This is a genomic window from Paenibacillus agri, assembly GCF_013359945.1.
GTDB lineage: Bacteria > Bacillota > Bacilli > Paenibacillales > Paenibacillaceae > Paenibacillus_AQ > Paenibacillus_AQ agri.
The window spans coordinates 14249-33809 of the sequence record NZ_JABWCS010000193.1 but is presented as its reverse complement, the minus strand read 5'-3'; the positions used below and the strand labels follow the sequence as shown (position 1 = coordinate 33809).

General features: G+C 50.0%; 14 protein-coding genes and 1 tRNA gene. 3 read left to right on the top strand and 12 right to left on the bottom strand.

Going from position 1 to position 19561, the window contains the following annotated elements:
- Positions 1–2: 2 nt before the first annotated feature.
- Together HPT30_RS05530 and HPT30_RS05525 are read right to left on the bottom strand one after the other, a co-directional pair.
- Positions 3–1238 (bottom strand): MFS transporter, encoded by a 1236-nt coding sequence (locus HPT30_RS05530; RefSeq protein ID WP_246316938.1) that lies wholly within the window; start codon positions 1236–1238, stop codon positions 3–5.
- 198 nt (positions 1239–1436) lie between these two features.
- Positions 1437–1520, bottom strand: a tRNA-Leu gene (locus HPT30_RS05525).
- A gap of 246 nt (positions 1521–1766) precedes the next feature.
- Between HPT30_RS05525 and HPT30_RS05520 the strand changes: the two genes are divergently transcribed.
- A complete protein-coding gene (locus HPT30_RS05520; protein ID WP_175370441.1) occupies positions 1767–2525 on the top strand; it encodes a class I SAM-dependent methyltransferase in 759 nt (252 codons plus the stop codon).
- 209 nt (positions 2526–2734) lie between these two features.
- Here HPT30_RS05520 and HPT30_RS05515 read toward each other — a convergent pair whose 3' ends face one another.
- Positions 2735–3925 carry a CynX/NimT family MFS transporter gene (locus HPT30_RS05515; RefSeq protein WP_246316941.1) on the bottom strand — a complete coding sequence of 397 codons (1191 nt, stop codon included), beginning with the start codon at positions 3923–3925 and terminating at the stop codon, positions 2735–2737.
- 492 nt (positions 3926–4417) lie between these two features.
- On the opposite strand from HPT30_RS05515, the gene HPT30_RS05510 reads away from it, so the two are divergent.
- Positions 4418–6133, top strand: a complete 1716-nt coding sequence (locus tag HPT30_RS05510) for an ABC transporter ATP-binding protein (RefSeq protein WP_175370439.1) — start codon at positions 4418–4420, stop codon at positions 6131–6133.
- A 239-nt stretch (positions 6134–6372) separates the two neighbouring features.
- On the opposite strand, the gene HPT30_RS05505 is transcribed toward HPT30_RS05510, so the two are convergent.
- The gene (locus HPT30_RS05505) at positions 6373–7818 is read right to left on the bottom strand and encodes a DEAD/DEAH box helicase (protein ID WP_175370438.1); all 1446 of its coding nucleotides are present in this window, start codon (positions 7816–7818) and stop codon (positions 6373–6375) included.
- Between the two features lie 30 nt (positions 7819–7848).
- Positions 7849–8499 (bottom strand): HD domain-containing protein, encoded by a 651-nt coding sequence (locus tag HPT30_RS05500; RefSeq protein ID WP_175370437.1) that lies wholly within the window; start codon positions 8497–8499, stop codon positions 7849–7851.
- 445 nt (positions 8500–8944) lie between these two features.
- On the opposite strand from HPT30_RS05500, the gene HPT30_RS05495 reads away from it, so the two are divergent.
- Positions 8945–10222 carry a histidine--tRNA ligase gene (locus tag HPT30_RS05495; RefSeq protein ID WP_175370436.1) on the top strand — a complete coding sequence of 426 codons (1278 nt, stop codon included), beginning with the start codon at positions 8945–8947 and terminating at the stop codon, positions 10220–10222.
- 171 nt (positions 10223–10393) lie between these two features.
- Here the strand turns inward: HPT30_RS05495 and HPT30_RS05490 are convergent, their stop codons facing one another.
- The 7 genes from HPT30_RS05490 to HPT30_RS05460 form a co-directional block, all read right to left on the bottom strand.
- Entirely contained in the window at positions 10394–12022 is a 1629-nt protein-coding gene (locus HPT30_RS05490) for a response regulator transcription factor (protein ID WP_175370435.1), read from the bottom strand.
- 396 nt (positions 12023–12418) lie between these two features.
- Entirely contained in the window at positions 12419–12571 is a 153-nt protein-coding gene (locus tag HPT30_RS05485) for a hypothetical protein (protein ID WP_175370434.1), read from the bottom strand.
- 210 nt (positions 12572–12781) lie between these two features.
- Positions 12782–14815: a methyl-accepting chemotaxis protein gene (locus HPT30_RS05480; RefSeq protein ID WP_175370433.1), complete on the bottom strand. Its 2034-nt coding sequence runs from the start codon at positions 14813–14815 to the stop codon at positions 12782–12784.
- Positions 14816–15066: 251 nt separating this feature from the next.
- Positions 15067–16014 (bottom strand): radical SAM protein, encoded by a 948-nt coding sequence (locus HPT30_RS05475; protein ID WP_175370432.1) that lies wholly within the window; start codon positions 16012–16014, stop codon positions 15067–15069.
- A 283-nt stretch (positions 16015–16297) separates the two neighbouring features.
- Entirely contained in the window at positions 16298–17149 is an 852-nt protein-coding gene (locus HPT30_RS05470) for an MBL fold metallo-hydrolase (RefSeq protein ID WP_175370431.1), read from the bottom strand.
- 72 nt (positions 17150–17221) lie between these two features.
- Complete coding sequence (locus tag HPT30_RS05465; RefSeq protein WP_175370430.1) at positions 17222–18472, bottom strand: stalk domain-containing protein; 1251 nt, start codon at positions 18470–18472, stop codon at positions 17222–17224.
- Between the two features lie 112 nt (positions 18473–18584).
- Positions 18585–19535: a nucleoside hydrolase gene (locus HPT30_RS05460; RefSeq protein ID WP_175370429.1), complete on the bottom strand. Its 951-nt coding sequence runs from the start codon at positions 19533–19535 to the stop codon at positions 18585–18587.
- Positions 19536–19561 lie beyond the last annotated feature (26 nt).

Sequence of the window (19561 nt, the reverse complement as noted above, 5' to 3'; positions counted from 1 at the left end):
TCTCATTTGTTCAAGCTGCTGTGACCGGGCTCTCCCGCAATGCCCAGCTTCGTTCGATCCACCTGCTTAAATTCCTTCACCCTAACAGCCCATGCCGCTCCCAGCAGCGTAATACCCGTAAGGAGAAAAACAACAGGGATTCCAACCCAACCGCCCAGAAAACCGCCAATTAACGGCCCAAGCACAATTCCGAATTGATTTGCGGTCTGGCTCAGACTGACCGCTCTGCCCCGAAAATCGTTGTCGGCATATTTGATAATCAGTGCATTCATAGCCGGGTACACGGCGGCGAAGAACAACCCATAAATAAATCGCAGACTTCCAAAATAAATCAGGTTAAAGGCTGTCAGTTGCAGGAGACTGCCAATCCCGCCGCCCAGCAGACCGATAAACAATGTTTTCTCGTATCCGATCCGACCACCAATTCTACCCCAACGAGGTCCCATAATCACCGTAGCAACACCGATCGCTGAGAAGACGATTCCTGCGCTGAGTGTGGCACTACTGATATCTCCGCCAATCTGAACGACGTAAAGGGTTAGCACAGGTTCGATAATCAGCACAGAAGTCGAGACGAGTAGAATCAGACCATAAATCCGCATTAAACCAGGGTTGGACGCCGCTTTCTTCAAATCACCCAGGATGCTTGATTGCACTACAGTGCGGTGCTCGCGCGATTCTTTTACCCATAGAACCATAAGAGCAGACAAAAGTGTAATCACTCCTGATGCAATGAAACAGCCCCGTAGTCCGATCCAATGACTCAGAACACCACCCACAAGCGGCCCAAGAATCCCCCCGGCAGCGGTTGAGGTCGAGATGACACCCAGGGCATACCCCACATGTTTTTCAGGCGTATTCGTACCGACCAAAGTGATGGATGCGGGAGTAAAGCCGGCCATAAGTCCCTGAAAAATCCGCACCGCAATGAACATATAGGGATCATGGACAAAGTAATTCGCCATATGGGCGATAGCCAGTCCCGCGCCTGAACGGATCAGCATCGACTTGCTGCCGTATTTGTCAGCCAGTGATCCCCAAAAGGGGGCACATAAACCGCTGATCAGAAAGCTGATGGAAATCGAAACGCCAGACCAGACCTCCAGTCCATTTTGAATGCCCAGATCTTCTTGCAGAAACAGAGGAAAAAATGGAACAGACAGGGTATACGCCATATGATTGAAGAAAAGTCCCAGCCACAAAATATACAGATTTCGCTTCCAGTGCAGCATCATCATTCCTCATATTATATAATTCCTATAAAATAAGTAGGTATTATCCATATTAGAATACCCCAGAGAGAATGTATAATTGAAAAGTTCAATAGGTTCATTCAAGAATTGAATCACTTCAATCCCCTCAGTTCTCCCCAATGCAAAAAAAGGTTCGTAAATTGCTATAAGAGCAATTCACGAACCTTTCTTGTTAAATCGCAATGCGGTCGAGAGGACTCGAACCTCCACAGTATTGCTACCACACGGACCTGAACCGTGCGCGTCTGCCAATTCCGCCACGACCGCATATTATGTATAGTTTTGATTCACATCTGGTTTATTTCAACCAGCGAATCAATCACCGTAATTAAGAATATACTCCTTTTCCGAATGAATTGCAAGTTTTATTTCAAAAAAATCTGTTTCGTCTTTTAGATTCATAGAATGGATATAGGCAAAACCAATCACCTCTATCCATACTATATATTTTACTTATAAGACTTCCGTATGTTACAACATAAGAAAGAGTTCACAACGAAGGGAGCATTACTTATGAATCAGTTATGGCATACCGGTACCTATGATAAAGATATGGCGTTTGTCTCACAGTTTGGAGAGTCACTGATTGACCTGCTTCAGCCCCGGCCCGGCGAGCAGATTATCGACTGGGGCTGCGGCACTGGTGATCTCGCCGCGACGATCGCTTCCCATGGCGCAGTCGTCACTGGCATCGATGCTTCTGCCGAAATGATCAGAACGGCACGCAGCAAGCATCCTGAGCTGACTTTTATTGAAGCAGATGGTCAGAACTACGTGGCGGAGCCGGCGGCAGATGCCATTTTCAGCAACGCAGCCCTTCACTGGCTGCTGGATGCTGATGGAGCGGCGGCTTCCATGGCCGCCAGCCTCAGACCAGGCGGACGTCTGGTCGCAGAATTCGGCGCGCTGGGCAATATTGCGTCCATTGTCGCCGGGCTGCCCCGCGCCTTTGCCGCAATTGGCCAGAGCGACAACCTGCGCCTGCCCTGGTATTTTCCCAGCACGGGGCAGTATGCCTCCCTGCTGGAGCGCCACGGGTTCACCGTGGACTTCGCCCTGTGCTTCGACCGCCCGACACCGCTGGAGGGCGCGGAGCAGGGCTTTGCGACATGGCTGAATATTTTTGCCAATGGAATACTGACGGCCCTCTCCCCTGCTGAACGTGCAGAGGTAACTTCTTGGATGGAAGAGGAGCTTAAACCGACATTGTTCCAAGAAGGGCGCTGGGTTATGGATTACCGGAGAATTCGGGTCGCGGCTTACAAACGGTAGACAAAACTCTTTTATACAATCATTACCTTGCTCTTGCCGATGCTTTGCCCCACAATAGAGATTGAACGGAAACGGACCGGTCCAAGGAATGCTACAATACTGGGATTACGATGAAGCATGCTGCCTGTAATAGAGCGCTTCTGATATCACTATACGTACAGCAAAGCCGCCGGTAGTTCCGGCGGCTTTACCTGTCTATAGATGAGGCATTAGGACTGCTTGTCCACGACGCGCAGTCTCTGATCTTCAACATATCTGTTGCTTCCCGCGCCAAGTCCCACGAGAAGCAACACTACGCTGGCGCCAAGCAGCAGGATCAGCGGCAGTGTCCAGCTGCCGGTCAGGTCATGCAATAACCCGAACAAAGCAGGTCCCGCTGCCGCCAGCATATAGCCGATGGATTGGGCCATGCCTGACAGTTCAGCGGCTTGCTGTGTGCTCCGTGTCCGCAGGCTGAAGAACATCATCACCAGTCCGAAGGAAGAACCGCCGGCGATCCCGATAGAACAAGCCCACAGCAGCATCCATGACGTACTGCCGAGCCATACGCCTCCAATGCCTACTATATAGAGCACGACGATGCCGATAACGAAATTGCGCTGATTTTTCATCCGTCCGGCCAGAAGAGGGATAAAAAAGGTGAACGGAAGCTGTGCAAGCTGCATAATGGACAGAATCCAGCCCGCATGACTCAGTGTCATCCCCCGTTCCACCAGAATAACGGAAAACCAGGCGATCATTACATAGTAAAGCAGCGATTGCAGGCCCATAAAAATTGTAACCTGCCACGCCAATCTGGAACGCCACAGATTCCCTCCGGTAGCGCGAGCGGCTCCCGGGGAACGCTGCTCGAGATTGCGGATTTGCGGAATCCAGAGCAGTGTGGACAGGGCGGCAATGATAAACCAGATGGCCAGCGTCCCTTTCCAGCCGAGTCCGGTCTGGGTAGCCAGAGGGACACTGATGCCTGAAGCGACAGCGGCGCACAGATTCATGGATACAGAGTAGATCCCGGTCATCAGGCCGGTATTCTGCGGGAATTTCCCTTTGATAAGCCCGGGCAGCAGCACATTACAGACCGCGATGGAAAGCCCAAGAATAGCCGTGCCAAGAAACAGCATCCCCGTCCCCGCAGCAGAGCGGATCAGGATGCCTATCGAGAGCAGCAACATAGATGCAACTAGTACATTAGCCAGGCCGAACCGGCGGGCCAGCTTAGGGGCGAACGGGGACAGCAGCGCGAAGGCTAGCAGCGGCAGCGTAGTGATCGCCCCTGCCGCTGTATTGGATAAGCCCAGATCATCGCGGATCGTCTTGACCAGCGGTCCAACGGAAGTAAACGGAGCCCGCAGGGCCGCCGCTACAATTATAATTCCCAGAATAAGCAGCCAGTTGTCCATTCTGGACCGGGATGTGGATTTTTCACCGCCTGTGGCTACTTGTCCTTGTCTTGTGTTCATGATGTTATTTCCTCCTTGGGACCAAAAAAATACCCGCAGGCCAAATACCTGACAGGAATTGAACATGCTATAACCCAACCTATTATACGCTTTGTGCACGGCAAACACAGCATTGACAAATCAAAGATGCCTCTTTAGTATCCTAATAATGGAGATTATACCTGTTTGTCCAGTTATAAGCCCACCTATATAAGATGAATAAAAGATAAAGAACAAAAAGCGAGAAGGAACGAAGGGGGAAGTTTGGAACTGGAGGAGCGAAGCGCTCGCCTTTATCGCCAGATTTCAACCGCTAGAGGCGGTTATAAAGAAGAAATCTGGGGATAACAGCGACCGGAAGTCCAAACATTCCACCGTAGTGACGACCGAGCCATACGTTCAAATCTTAAGTTCGTCTTATATATATTAAATAAAAGAAATGAGTGAAGTAAGATGATCCGTCGGTTTGCATCCTATTACCGGCCTTACAGAAAGCTGTTTATCATCGACTTCTCCTGCGCAGTCGGCGCGGGGCTGCTCGAGCTTGCGTTTCCAGTGGCCGTTAACAAATTTATAGACGACCTGCTCCCAGGCCAGGATTGGCCGCTCATCCTCATTGCCTGTGTTGCGCTGCTGGCGATCTACGCCCTCAATACTGTGATGCAGTATATCGTGACCTACTGGGGCCACATGCTGGGAATTAACATCGAGACGGATATGCGCAAAAAAATGTTCGACCACATTCAGAAATTATCGTTCCGTTTCTTCGATAATAACAAAACCGGCCATCTGATCGGCCGGATTACCAACGACCTGAATGATATCGGCGAAATGGCGCACCATGGGCCGGAAGATATTTTCATCGCGGTCATGACCTTGGTCGGTGCCTTTATCCTAATGGCAGACATCAATCTCAAGCTCGCCATCATCACCTTCGTCATCGTCCCTATCATGGCATGGGTCATTATTTACTTCGGACGCAATATGACCACGACCTATCGCCAGCTCTTCGGCAACGTCGGCAACTTCAATGCCCGTATTGAAGACAATGTGGGTGGTATCCGTGTGGTACAATCCTTTGCCAATGAAGATCATGAAAAAGAGCTGTTCGCAGTAGATAACCAAATGTTCCGTCGCACGAAGCTGCTGGCCTATAAAATCATGGCAAAAAGCTTGTCCGTCACCTATATGATGACCCGCCTCATTACCGTCCTGGTGATGATCAGCGGCGCATGGTTCTTTATCCAGGGCGAGCTCGCCATTGGTGAGTTTGTTGCTTTTATCCTGTTGTCCAATGTCTTCTTCCGCCCAATTGAGAAGATCAACGCCGTAATCGAGAGCTATCCTAAAGGCATCGCCGGTTTCAGACGATACCTGGAAATCATAGACACCGAACCTGAGATCAGCGACAAACCGGACGCCGTAGACGTCAATGCATTACGCGGCGACATCGCCTTCCAGAACGTCACCTTCGGCTATGATCAGCAGCGGCCGGTGCTGAAGGGCATCAGCCTGAACGTCAAGGCCGGTGAGACTGTTGCCTTCGTCGGTCCTTCCGGTGCAGGGAAGACAACTATCTGCAGCCTGCTGCCCCGCTTCTATGATGTCACCGGAGGAGCGATTACTGTCGACGGTATCGATATCCGTGACTTGAAGCTGACTTCGCTGCGCAAGCAGATCGGTATTGTACAGCAGGATGTGTTCCTGTTCTCCGGCACGATCCGTGAGAACATTGCATACGGTAAGCTGGATGCCCAGCTGCCCGAGATCTGGGAAGCAGCCCGGCGGGCCCATCTGGAAGAATTGATCCAGAACCTGCCGGAGGGGATGGAGACTGTAATCGGCGAGCGTGGCGTGAAGCTGTCCGGCGGTCAGAAGCAACGGCTGGCTATCGCGAGAATGTTCTTGAAGAATCCACCGATTCTGATTCTCGACGAAGCGACCTCGGCGCTTGATACGGAGACAGAAGCCGCGATCCAGCAGTCACTGAGCGAGTTGTCCGTGGGCCGGACCACCCTGGTCATCGCCCACCGCCTGACGACCATCAAGAATGCCGACCGGATTATCGTTGTTAACGAAGATGGTATTGCTGAGCAAGGACGCCATGATGAACTGGTCAATGCCGGTGGAATTTACAGCCGTCTGCATCAGGTGCAGTTCAACGCCTAACGTTCAATAACTCAGTAGATGTAACAGAGTATTAACTTTTACTCAAAAGAAAAGCTGTCCCAGCGTTATCTTCATGAACGCGGGACAGCTTCGGTTTAATAGGTTAACCAGAGCTTTCTGGTTGGCCTATTTTTTTGTGTACAATGACCTGGAAACAGACAGCCTCCGCAGATGTCAAATTACGATGTCCTGGCTATTGCCCAGGACCAGCTTGACCTTATGGAATACCAGTACAGCGCTTATTTTTTCGCGATATGCACTTTCAGCAGCTTGCCCTTCACGGTAGTCTCCCGCATCGCCTGAAGCACCTGTGGGCCTTTGCCGTTCAGAATATCCACATAGGATACATTATCCTGTATCGTGATGATTCCGATATCTTCTGCCGTCACCCCATCGAGCTTCGCCAGCGTACCGACAAAATCCACCGCCCGGAGCTTCTTCTTCTTGCCGCCGTTAAAGTACAGCTTCATGATATCCTTGCTCAGCCCTTCGCTCCGGTCCTTCTTGCGCACTGGCTGTCTGTTGATCTTCTGCCCGAACGCTTCCTGCGCCGCCGCCACGTCATTATCAGAAGGAACCGGCATCACAGGGATACTGAAGCCAATATAATCTTCAATTTCCTTGACCCATTTATGCTCATTCGGTGTCACAAAAGTGATGGCTTTACCGGATTTGCCCCCGCGTGCGGTTCTCCCCGTCCGGTGAACATAACTTTCTTTCTCCAGCGGGATATCGTAGTTGATTACATGGGTGATATTGTCGATATCGATCCCTCGCGCGGCTACGTCAGTAGCAATCAAATAACGGAACTGCCCTCTTTTAAAAGCATTCATGACCTCAAACCGTTCGTCCTGCATCATGCCGCCGTGGATCTTGTCGCAGGGGTATTCCAGATCGGCCAGACCGCGGAACAGATCATTCACCTGCTCTTGCGTCCGGCAAAAGATGATACAGCTGTCCGGATTCTCCACCGTGAGAAGATTGCTAAGCAGCGAAAATTTGGCTGCCTGTCTCACTTCAATAAGCGCATGATCGATAGTCGCCGTGGTGATACCGCTGGCCTGGATCTCAATATCCACAGGGTCATTCATGTACTTGCGGCAGAGATTCTTGACCTTGTCCGGCAACGTTGCGGAGAATAACAGGGTCACCCGATCACTCGGCAGCTTCTTGATAATTGCCTCCACTTGCTCAATGAAGCCCATGTTAAGCATTTCATCCGCTTCGTCAATAATGAGATATTTCAGCCGGTTCAGCGGCAATGTGTCTCGTTCGATATGGTCAAACACGCGTCCGGGTGTCCCCACCACGACATGTGTTTTTTGTGTAAGCTCTATCTTCTGCGGGGCAAAAGGCGATTTGCCGACCAAGGCTACCGCTTTGATCCGCTTAAGGCGCCCGATGTTGGTAATATCACTCTGCACCTGCGCAGCAAGCTCACGTGTTGGGGTCAGGATCAGCGCCTGCGGCTTATTCTCTGCCCAATCCACCAGCTGACAGACCGGAATCCCGAAGGCCGCTGTTTTTCCGCTGCCGGTTTGTGATTTTACGATCAGATCCTGCCCTGTCAGCGCCGTGGGAATCACCTTACTCTGTACTTCTGTAGGTGTTGCATAAGAGAGTGCCTCCAATGCTTTTAAAATATCTTCTTGTAGTCCATAATCCTTAAATTGTAATCCGCTCATTATTCAACCTCTTCTTTACCCAAGTAGCAGCTAGCTGCCCGCATTCCATTCCTTGTAGAACTCCTCTAGAAAATGAAGCATAAACCCATGACGTTCCTCGGCCAGCTTACGCCCGTAAGACGTATTCATCAGATCTTTCAGCTTCAGCAGCTTTTCATAAAAATGATTAACCGCCGTTCCTTTACTGTAATCCCGGTATTCCGCTTTCAGTGACTCCTCGCGCGGCGGCAGGCCGGGATCATGCATTGGGCGTCCTTTCGCTCCCGAGAATACGAACGTGCGGGCAATACCGACCGCACCAAGTGCATCCAGACGGTCTGCATCCTGCACTACCTGTCCTTCCAGCGTCTTCATCGGTTGCCCACCACCACCGCTGTAAGACATAGTGTCAATGATCTCGAGGATATGATCAATCTGACTATGATCCTCCAGACAGGACAGAAGCCAATTGCGGACCTTCCCCATTCCGGCTTCCTTGGAGGGATTCAATTTCTCGTCGGCGACATCATGCAGCAGCGCCGCCATGGCACAGATGAAGGGGTCCGCCTGTTCCTGCGCCGCAATGGCACAGGCGGTATTTCTGACTCTATCGGAATGCCACCAGTCATGGCCCGTCGTATCCTGGCCCAGTTGCTCCTGTACAAAATCCTCTGTGCGGGAAATAATGTGTGAGGTGTTCATGGGTTTGCTCCCTTTTCGCGATAAATAATAGTACAATGAATCCATTTCACAAATCCATAAGTGTGCCTTCGGATTGAAATCCGCATTATGAAGTGGATTCACATGGACGTCTCATTATAGCCTACACACAGCCATTCGCCTACCTTATTTGAGACCACATGAAAAGTATTGACTTGCAAGACATAACATTATCCGTTATAATCTGCTGTAATCATGAAGAAAAAGGAGCTGATTCACCATGTGTCTTACTACAACGACCCTTATATTGAATCAACTCCATCATTACTACAAACAGCGTTAGCACCCCTGTAACTATTCAGGGTGGGCTAACGCTTTCGCGTTTGGCCTCCCTGCGGCATATGAGAACGCGCAGGACCAAGAGGTCCTGCGCGTTTTTTTGTTCTTTTTTATCTACTACCATGCCAATTTAAAGGAGCTGCCAACCATGCAAAATGTTAAAGGAACCTATGATTACTTTGGAAAAGAGCAACGTCTACGGAAAAAGGTTCAAACCCTCCTCGAAGAACAATTCGCGCTATATGATTATGAATCTATGGAGACCACATTGCTGAACGAATTGGAACTACTGACCTCAAAGTATGCCGGAGGCGATGAGATCCTGAAGGAGATGTACCAGCTCAGTGATCAGGGAGAACGCAGATTGGGACTTCGTTATGATCTAACCATCCCCTTCGCCAAGGTGATTGCTCTGAATCCGGGGATTGAGCTGCCGTTCAAGCGTTATGAGATCGGAAAAGTGTTCCGTGACGGTCCGGTCAAGCGGGGACGGCTGCGGGAATTCCTGCAATGTGATGCCGATGTCGTCGGCATTTCCGGCCCGGAGGCAGAAGCCGAGCTGATGCAGCTCGCAGACGAAGTCTTCCGCAGACTGGAGATCCCTGTCGTGATGAAATGGAACAACCGGCGTTTTCTGGGCGAAATTCTCGAAGCTCTTGGCGTCCCAGCCGCCGACAGCTTATCGGTAATGCTAACTCTGGATAAGCTGCAAAAAGTCGGTGTCGCTGGCGTGAAAAGTGAGCTGACGGCTAAGGGACTTAACGGAGATACGACCGCCGCCATTCTCGAACTGATCGGGCTGGAGAATCCCGGCTTTGAACAACTGTGTAGTAAGTACAACCTGACCGGACAACCTGGGGCTGTGGAGGTACTGGCCCTTCAGACCCTGATCTCAAAAATCGGGCTGCAGGAGATCTGTCAATTCGATCCGTTCCTGTCACGGGGCCTCTCCTTCTACACCGGTACGGTATATGAGATTTTCGATGCCTCCGGCACTTTCACCTCCAGTCTCGGCGGCGGCGGAAGATATGACGCCATCATTGGGAAGCTCGTTGAACGGGAGGATATGGCTTACCCGACGGTTGGATTGTCTTTTGGTATGGAATCGATTATGGCACTGCTTGGTGAACGTCCAATGGATGAGAATAACGCTTCCGTCATGATTGTCCCAATAGGCGACAATACACTAGCGCAGGCTCTGATGACCGCCGCCCAGCTTCGTAAGGAAGGTATCCGTACCTCTATTGAGACCGGGAAGCGGAAGCTCAAAAAAGTGTTGGCCTCTGCCTCCACCAAGGGCATCCGATATGTGGTCCTGATCGGTGAGAATGAAGCTAGTGAAGGGATTGTACGGCTGAAGGATATGCGGGAGCAATGCGAATATGCAGTATTGCCAGATGAAGCTATCTACCTGATCACCAAGTAGCTATTCGTTAGTGGATCAAAAAGTGAGCTGGCGCCTCAAGAAATCCCTGTGGATCATCTTCCGGTATAAGATGGGCGCGCGGCAGCCCCCATAACGTGAGACAAATCAAAACACCTTCAAGAGAATGGAAGCTTGTCTTTATGGTAGAAAGACATCCTTGGAGGTGTTTTCCTATGCCTCTGAACGCATCTTATTATAGCGCTCCCGATACTCTTTGGGGGTCTTGCCGTAGTGCTTCTTGAAAGCAGCGCTGAACTCATCTGGTCCTGCATAACCGACGACCACAGCAATATCGGAGAGCTTCAGTATGTTCTCCTGAAGGAATGGCTCAGCTTTTGCTGCCCTCACACCACCCAAATAGCCACTCAAACTGGAACCGACATGCTGCTTGAACAACCGCGACAAGTCTGCTTCATTCATATGGTATTTGTTCGCCAGGATTGGAAGCCTCAATTCGTAACCATAATTGACCTCTACGTACTTTCTGACCGCCTCGACCAGCAGCACTCCATCCCGATTTTCAGTCTTCTTCACTTCCTCTATCACAAGCTGAGCCCTTTCGCTGAGATCTTCCAGCAACCATTCACGGGAGCGATGACCGGAAAGCAGCGACTGTCCATTCCATAGATACTTCTGAAGCGAGGAACCGCCAGAAGCATACTTCCCGGCCAGAGCCACCAAGAGCAGTTGGCTTCGCAGCGCCAGAAAGTTGTACTCAGCGTCAGAATGATCTTCTACACGCTCATTTGTAAAAATACCCTCCAGTTGTTCACGGACAGCCTGCATCTCGCAAAGCTCAATGCTATTTGCCAGCTTTCGTTCCGTACCTGGAGAGAATGCGGGCAGGGTCTTAAGGTCCGTCCCATTATCGGCATCGCCCTCCCTGCTGCGGCTCCAATTCCACAGCGCAGAAGCAAATCCGCTCTTCAAGTTCTTAAGACCTCTGAATTCCATCCCGACTCCTGCTACACTGTTCAGGGTCAGCTTGGATCCAGCAGCCTTTTGTAGTTCCTGTAAGAACCGGGTGCTTTTGTTCTCTTGTGCGGCCTCCTTCTTAAAAGAGATCAGGAAATACATCATTGTCGGGTTCCCGAAATCGCTGAACGGATAAACGCCTTTCCACATGGCTGCCGTCTCACGGCATAACCCTTGAAAACCTTGATACAGCAATTCGCGCCGTTCCTGCCGCTCAGTCGCCCATGCAGGCGGCAGATGCATCTCCACTGCCGCAAACTGCCCCTGCAGGTCATTCCCGGCAAGTGGAGCCAATCCCAGCTTCGCAAGCCGTTCTCTCACAGCTCTGGTGCTGTACCACTCCCCCTTCACCAGTTGCAGCAGATAATCCTCCTGTAGAAGCCACAGCTGCTCGCTTCGTACAGCCGTTTTCGCTTTTAGCCTAGAAGGCTGAGCAGTGGCCTGTCCTTCGCGAAGATCAGCGGCAAGTTTGGCCAGCAGTGCATTCAGTTCGTCGCGCGCAACAGGCTTCAGCAAGTAATCCTTCACGCCAAGTCTGACGGCTTCGCGGAGATCCTCGAAGTCAGAGTATCCCGACAGCGCCACTGTCCGCAGACCGGGATACTTTTCCTTGCAGATCCGGATGAATTCGATTCCTTCCATCTGCGGCATCCGCATATCCGAGATAATTACCTGGGGCAAGGGCTTTCGCTTCAATAGCTTCAACGCCTCGCTTCCGCTCCCCGCCTCTAACACAATCTCGAACCCCGCAGCCTTCCAGTCAATCTTGGACTTGATGCTGCTGCGGACACTCTTCTCATCATCAACTAGCATTACCCCGTACATTCTTTCAGCCCCTTGTTCAGAACGACTACACGTTATCTGCCGTTCAGGAAGGCAGCCCACGTGCTCATTTATAATTAACAGTATGTTCCAAACAACCGGAAACCAGACGAGCACAGGCATCTTCATTAAAAAGGGTTGTCCCAAAAGTGCACGGTCCCCTTCATGTAGAAAGAAATAATCATAAACCCTGCTACGAGAGAGGGGCTTTATCATACTAATTCAAAAACGTGATGTGGTAGAGCTAGCTTGCTTCTTGTTCTGTCTGGTAACGGACCCCAGAGACGTTATCTCCGAATAACCCGACCATTTCAGAAATTAACGGACTCCAAGGACGTTATGAGCAGAAATCCTGTTTAAAACGCACTGTTTGAGAGGAAATAGCGTCCCCTGAGTCCGTTACATGTTCCAGATGCTGCTTGATGTGCAAATAACGACAATAGGGTCCGTTAGCCCCCATGCATGAGCTTCAACTTTCTGAAGCAATTCGTTAGCAATCGTTAGCAATTCGTTAGCAATCGTTAGCCTTTCGTTAGCCCATCCTTTGCTCAAGGGGCGTCGACCACAAAAAGAACATGGCGGGTTCAGGAATCCTCCTAAGACCGCCATGTTCTTTTTAAGCATTATTTTTTAAGCAAATGGGCCTTATCTCAACAAAGAATATACCAGGTTGTGGGACCGCCCCAACACATGCTATAAGAACAACGTTCGCTCCTTGTCGCTATCTGTTACCTTCTTGCATTCGCCTAATAACAGCTTGTTCTAAATTTTAAATTTCTCCACAAGTGCCAGCATTTCCTTGGCACTCTGTGTGTTAGCATCTGCCATCGCGGCTTCTTCAAAGCTCTTTTCCACAATATCCGCCGTTTTTACTGCAATATCCTGCACGCCAACGGCGCCTTCATTCACTGTTGCTGCCACTTGATTTACAGCAACGGTAATGCTCGTTACACCCTCACTCAAGTGATCCGCAGCGGATTCGAATTGATGCATCAGTGCATTGACCATCTGAGCATCCGTATTATAGCGCTCACTGACCTCAACCAGTCGCCCGTAGTCCCCTAGAACATTTTGGTCGATAAAAGCAAGGATCGCCTCGGAGTTGTCTTTCATTTGTTCAACAGAAGAATACACATTCTGCACAACGCCCTGAATACCCGCAGCTGTCGCAGAGGATTTCTCTGCCAGCTTGCGAATCTCCCCGGCAACTACCGCGAATCCCCTGCCTGCTTCCCCCGCCCGCGCAGCCTCGATCGCCGCATTCAAGGCCAAAAGATTCGTCTGACTCGTAATCGAGAGAATCGTATCGGTCAGTACATTGATCTCCGCAATGGCATGTGAGCGCTCGATCGCTTTTTCCATATCGGTACGTACAGATTCATAGATCGCTTTGGCCTTATCCGTAGATGACATCGCATCATGCTGGAGTGCCAGCGCCCGCTGCGTAATCTGGCTGGACACTTCTGCACCCTCCCTGGCTCTACCGGAAATCATATGTACATGGGTCTCAATCTCATGGATGGCTGCTGTCATTTCCTCAGTTGAAGCCGCCGTCTCCTCCATACCCGCTGACAGCTGCTCTGCTGTGGTCGAGTTGTCATGCGCATTTTCGCGTACCTCACTTGATAGCTTTTCCAGCGTTTCAGCATTGCCCAGCACCTTGGTCGAGATCGCAAGCAGGCTGCCAGCCATCTCCCTAAGCACTACTCGTGTCTCGAACATTGCCTTGGCAATGGTGCCTGTCTCATCCCTATTCTTTTTCAAATACTCGTACTGTGCATCATACTTCAGGTCCAGCTTGGCCGTCCGATTAATCATCTCCGTCAGCTTAACAATCGGAGACGAGATTCTACCTGCCAGCCATAATCCGGTGATTAAAGTAACCAACAGAATCCCCAGACCCAACAACAAAATAAACTTCGTCATCTCTTCAGCCGGTTTCTTGATTTCGTGAATATCGCCGGTCAATACCAGTGTCCATTTCGTATCAGAAAGCACCGTGTAAGAGGCTTTCTTCTCCGAACCTTTATAAACATATTCCACAGAAGCGTCCTTTGGCATAACCCCAGCTTTAACCTGCTCTACGACAGACTTGATTTGTGCGTTCTCCACAGCGGTTCCTACTTTACTTTCATCGGGATGATAGAGAATAATTCCTGTCTCATCCACAAGGTAAGCATAGGAAGATGGGGCATTAACTGCTTTGGTATTATCCAAATATTGTGTGATACTATTGGCCGTTACGGCAGAGGCTATGAATCCGACCATTTTGCCGTCACTCTTCACCGGGTGAACAAAAGCAATGATGAACGCACCCGTCGATTTTGACTTCAGGGTCTCGCTGATCACCGGCGCACCGGAGGCCAGTACGCTTTTCGTATAGGCTCTATCCCCTACGCTAACTCCCAGCAATTTCGTGTCGCTGTCTCCGACGATCGTCCCATCCATATCAACCACGAACATATGCTCCAGATTGCCGGCGTCTTTCACCAGGCCCTGCAGCTTATTGTTCACCTCATTTTGCAAAGGGTCTCCGGCCTGAATTGCTCCTTTTCCCGCTTTTTGGAGCAGTTCGGCGATCTCCGTCTGTCCGGCAACCAATGCAATACTTCTCTTTTCCTTGTCGATCATGGCTTCAATATTCTCTGCTTTGTTGTCCGTAACTTGCTCCATTGAAGATTCTGTGAGATTGAGTATCGTGTGGGTTGACTTGTTGTAGGTAAATATACCCATTACTGCAGTGGAAAACAGTGTTACTACAATCAGCATAACCGATAATTTCATTCGAATCTTCATCGTACTCGACACCCTTCCGGCATGATCTAATCTTGTCAGGAATTCAATTATTGCAATCAATTTTATTACCATTACTATCGGATGTGGGCCCGGGTTAATGAATATAAAAAGTCGAAAAACAATAAAATAGATCATATTTTGTCGAAATGTAAATTTTAATGTTTTAAAAGTTTAAATGAATGAAAAAAAGGCGGTTTTCCCACCGCCCTGCCTGGTCTTTCATCCTACTTTATGGGGTAGTATCCGGTCCTTTAGACCTTTTGCGGAAACAAAGCATCCCTCGCTGGACAAGGCTGCTTATCCAGAAATTGAGCCAGTGGTCCTGGCATACTGCTGTAGAGATTCTTCAGGGAAGTTCCATTATAAATGTTGCCGATGATAACAGGATGACACAGTTCGGAGATCAGGATATCGCCGTTGCCATGCAGATGGAGCTGTTTCTTGCCCTCGATGCAGTGCGGGAAATACACTCCCGGCTGTTCCTGGAAGCCCATCTCCTCCATAAAGCGGTCCATACAAGTAAAGTAGAGTGTGGTATCGTCTTTTTTACGGGAGATCAAATCGTTAACAGCCTGTTTGAGCTGCTCCCGGGCGGCTATAGCTTTCCAGCCAGTATGTCCCATAATGATGCTGTTCTGAATCTCATGCGTACGTACACCCATATCATAAACGTGATCACTAATTTCCTTCATGTTATCCTGGGTTTCGCTGAACAGCAGCGTCTCCAGTACGGTGTCCACCGGGGTCGCCGCAAAGAGGCTGATATTTTCTCTAATCTTCTTGTAGATACTTGGGTGGATATTATAATACTTGGAGAAGGCCTCTGCCGTAGTGAAGTTGAAGGAAATATGTATAGTGGTCAATCCAGCTTCCACCAATTTATCGATTCGTTCAGCGCTAAGCAGACTGCCATTGGAGTTCAGCTGCGTCTGAATACCACGTGAGGCACAGTAAGCTACAATCTCTACGCAATCCTGATATTTCAATGTTACTTCACCGCCGGACAGACGTACTCTTTTGAGCCCGGGCAGTTCTTCCAGAATACGAATCACTTCCTTGCCATCGATACTTTGCCCATCATTCCGGTTGTAGGCACAGCAGTAATCGCAGCGGAAATTACAATTAGAGGTGACCCCAACTTCCAGCCCCTCCAGTTCGTATGTTAACGGTTTATCCAGCTCCAGAGATTTATATTTCATGTTCACAAGTCCTCCTGCAAAATAGTAAGTATGGTAAATGAATTCAACCTTAGTGATTATAAAGGTTTGCAGCGCAGGATTATGTGACTTTTATTCTATGTAAACCGAAACCAAATTAGATAGCGCTCCTACAGTTCCAATCTTCTCCCCACTCCTTCTCCCCTTTCCGTTTCTTTCTTTAGTTCAAGATATATATGTACAAACATCCACAACCACAGCAAAAACCCCCTCACAACTTCGAGGGGGTTCCACTTAATTATCTTATCTATTACAGATGATCATTCTATTTGCTGTTCAAAAAAGCCTTAGGCGACACATAGATGAACCGTTCCGCCCGGGCCATCACATGGAATTTCTGCTCCGGGAAATGACGGTACAGATAATCCACAAAGTAACCCGGATTCTCGGCATTTCCAGCAAAAATATCATAGTGCAGCGGGATAACCGTCTCGAATCCCGCTACAGCCGCGAACTCGGCAGCCTCCCGGTAATCCATATTGCCGGCAATGTCGCGCTGGTTGCGGAAATAATCACGCCCGTTAATCGGCAGCATCGCCAAATCAATGTGCTGACGGCTGACTGTCTCAATTAACTCGGGGAACAACACGGTGTCCCCGGCATGATAGAGCGTAACCCCATTCAACTCAAGAATGTATCCAACATAATGCGGGAGTCCTTCGCTGTCTTTATCCAACTGCTCATGTGCGGCGGTTACAGGCAGTACCTTGAGCTTAGGTCCCATCTCTATCCAGTTCTCCGGTTTCGCGGTCAGCAGTTGAGCTTCCTTCACACCCAGTTCGTGCAGCGGTGCTGCGCATACGGCCGGAGCCATAAAGCGGACATCAGCATTGTTCTTCACGATGGAAGGAATCGAACCCGTATCCAGATGGTCAAGATGATCATGTGTAATCAAGCAAATATCAGCGTTCGTGATATCTTCAGGCCCGATTGGAGCGGGATAAGTACGATCAGGATTCTCGGATACATACGGATCGATGTAGACGGTGAGGCCGTCCCCTTTGATAATGACACTTTCCTGCCCAAGAAACCATACCGCCAGAGTACCATAAGGAACCTCTGTTTCATTTACTTCCTCGATAATGGTTTGACCTTTACGCGAGTTCTGTGTATTCATAGCTGTCTCCTGCCTTTCTGCTTGAAGTCTGCGGCTATCCTGTTCAACAGACGTTTTTTCGGATGTATGTCCCTAGAATTCCACGGACTTGCTCATTTCAGCCAAAGCCGGTTGCCCGATAATGCCGATCCGCCAGATAGCAATGCCTTTGAGACCATATCGCTTAGCCAACCCGATCTTGGCATTAACTGAGCTCTCATTCTCGCTATATACGGAAATACCGAGAATCAGCTTGTCCTTGTTGACCTGCTGCAGGGCTAGCCGGATCCCCTCATCGACCTTGTTAATCGGCTCAGGCCGGGATTCATCCTCATAGGCATAAGCCATAATGATCAGGTCATCCGCTAAGCTTCCGAGTGTCTTGTAATCATAACCCTTATAAGAGCTATTAAGCGGGTGAAGAATAACGGTAAGCTTCAAACCTGCTGCCTTGGCTTTGGCGGACAGATTCTTCACAAAAGCATTGTACTCTCCCTGCACCTTGGCCTTGTCCCCCGTAAGTCCGAGACCCTCTAAATCGAGTGCAATACCTTTAAACCCTTTTTGGGACGCAGTATCCACAATACTGGTTATAGTCTGCTCCTGAAGAACCTTGTCCTCCAGGTTCTTAGTCAGCTCAAGCTTCCCATCCACTGAATAGACCATCAGGTAAGGATCCGTTCCTCCGGCAGCCGCGTCCAGAACAAGAGATTCCGGTGTCACATCTCCCGCTGGCTTCGGCCATCTGAATTCATCACCTGTGGTTGTAAAATTCCCGCTGCGGTCAATCCGGCTCCAGCCGAAAGCAACGGCGTCGAAGCTCGGGATCAGCGAGACCTCGCCGTAAGCTCCCTGCGCGTAGAAGCCGAGCTTATACATGTCCGTCTTCGGCGAAGTGATAGAAACAGTCTTGGTAGCCTGATCCCAGGTCACCGCCGCACCGAACTGCCCGCTGAAGAAGCTCAGCGGAATCATCGTGGTACCACGCACATTTTGCGGAGCGACGGTTAGCTTGACCGTCCCGCCATTAACGGTGGCATCCTTGCTGCCGAGTGTAAGCACAACTACCTTGGCGTCAGCAGCATCCACCTTGGTGGCTGTGATCTGCTTGGCACCCTGATTCCACTCTACCTTAATGCCAAGTGCTTCAGAGATCGCCCGGAAGGGCACCATGGTCGTTCCATTCATCATAGCTGGTTCTACCGGGAAGGGTAATGGATATCCGTCCAGGATGATCTTTACCCCATCAGATGCTCCGGCGGCCTCGGTAGTACTTGCCTGCAGGGCTGAGGCACTGCCCAAGGTGATAGCGAGGCATAATAAGAGTTTGCTGAACCGTTTCATAAGGAGTCTCCAATCTAAGAGAATATGATTTTCAGTTTGCTATTCTATTTTTCTCACTATCATTTTACCAAATATGATATATATAGCAAATTAAAGAAGACAAAGTGCAATTTTATATGAAGGCACTGAGGAACACACCCACCGCACGCTCCGTATCTACCTCAACTGCTACCTCTATGAATTCTCCAACTTTAGGCTGAGGACGCAGATCTGCAACGACCATACCAGCTGTATGTTCTCCCTTGCACTCCACCCGTACTTTCATCTGCCGGGTTGTGACCAGGTCTGGCTGCAGAGCCACCATCAATGCCAGGGGATCATGCAGCGGTGCGCTTTCGATGAAATAGTTCACTTCTTGATAGAACTTGAAATAGTGAGATAGCGACTCTTCCATGAACGCGATGATCTCGCGATTCTCTTCCCGTCCCTGACGCTGTAGGAGATTCAGGTGCTCCCGCGTAATCACCGTCTTCTGGGTAACATCCAGTCCTACCATCGTCAGTGGCAGACCCGAAGTGAATACATGGTCGGCGGCCTCCGGGTCCCCCCAGATATTGGCTTCCGCCACTGGCGTTTTGTTCCCCGGTCTGAAGACTGTGCCGCCCATCACAACAACCTTCTTCAACAGATTCTTCAGATTCGGTTCCAGCTCCAGAGCCTGCGACAAGTTAGTCAAATGGGCCAGCGTGACCAGTACGATCTCGCCCGGGTTCTCCTTGGCGATGCGAACGATAAACTCTGCTGCTGTTTCTTGAACCGGTTGCTGGTTGGAGGATGCCAGTTCCACCCCGCCGATCCCGTTCTCGCCATGAACGCCGGTAGCATATCCTGCGGTCTTTTTCGCTAATGCTGTGCCTGCACCAACGGCAACCGGAATCTCATACCCAGGCTGTGCCAGTGACAACAATCGGAGCGTATTCTCCGTGGCTTGCTCCACATCCACATTTCCAAAAATCGTCGTAATCCCCTCGATCACCACATTCGGTGCCTTCAAGGCATATAAAATCGCCAATGCATCGTCTATCCCTGTGTCTACATCTAAAATAAGTCTGGTTGGGTTCATCGCTGTTGCCTCCTTGTTATATACAT

Bases quoted from the DNA above. Each gene is read 5' to 3' on its own strand.
- HPT30_RS05530 (WP_246316938.1), bottom strand. From the start codon at position 1,238: ATGATGATGCTGCACTGGAAGCGAAATCTGTATATTTTGTGGCTGGGA.
- HPT30_RS05520 (WP_175370441.1), top strand. From the start codon at position 1,767: ATGAATCAGTTATGGCATACCGGTACCTATGATAAAGATATGGCGTTT.
- HPT30_RS05515 (WP_246316941.1), bottom strand. From the start codon at position 3,925: ATGGACAACTGGCTGCTTATTCTGGGAATTATAATTGTAGCGGCGGCC.
- HPT30_RS05510 (WP_175370439.1), top strand. From the start codon at position 4,418: ATGATCCGTCGGTTTGCATCCTATTACCGGCCTTACAGAAAGCTGTTT.
- HPT30_RS05505 (WP_175370438.1), bottom strand. From the start codon at position 7,818: ATGAGCGGATTACAATTTAAGGATTATGGACTACAAGAAGATATTTTA.
- HPT30_RS05500 (WP_175370437.1), bottom strand. From the start codon at position 8,499: ATGAACACCTCACACATTATTTCCCGCACAGAGGATTTTGTACAGGAG.
- HPT30_RS05495 (WP_175370436.1), top strand. From the start codon at position 8,945: ATGCAAAATGTTAAAGGAACCTATGATTACTTTGGAAAAGAGCAACGT.
- HPT30_RS05490 (WP_175370435.1), bottom strand. From the start codon at position 12,022: ATGTACGGGGTAATGCTAGTTGATGATGAGAAGAGTGTCCGCAGCAGC.
- HPT30_RS05480 (WP_175370433.1), bottom strand. From the start codon at position 14,815: ATGAAGATTCGAATGAAATTATCGGTTATGCTGATTGTAGTAACACTG.
- HPT30_RS05475 (WP_175370432.1), bottom strand. From the start codon at position 16,014: ATGAAATATAAATCTCTGGAGCTGGATAAACCGTTAACATACGAACTG.
- HPT30_RS05470 (WP_175370431.1), bottom strand. From the start codon at position 17,149: ATGAATACACAGAACTCGCGTAAAGGTCAAACCATTATCGAGGAAGTA.
- HPT30_RS05465 (WP_175370430.1), bottom strand. From the start codon at position 18,472: ATGAAACGGTTCAGCAAACTCTTATTATGCCTCGCTATCACCTTGGGC.
- HPT30_RS05460 (WP_175370429.1), bottom strand. From the start codon at position 19,535: ATGAACCCAACCAGACTTATTTTAGATGTAGACACAGGGATAGACGAT.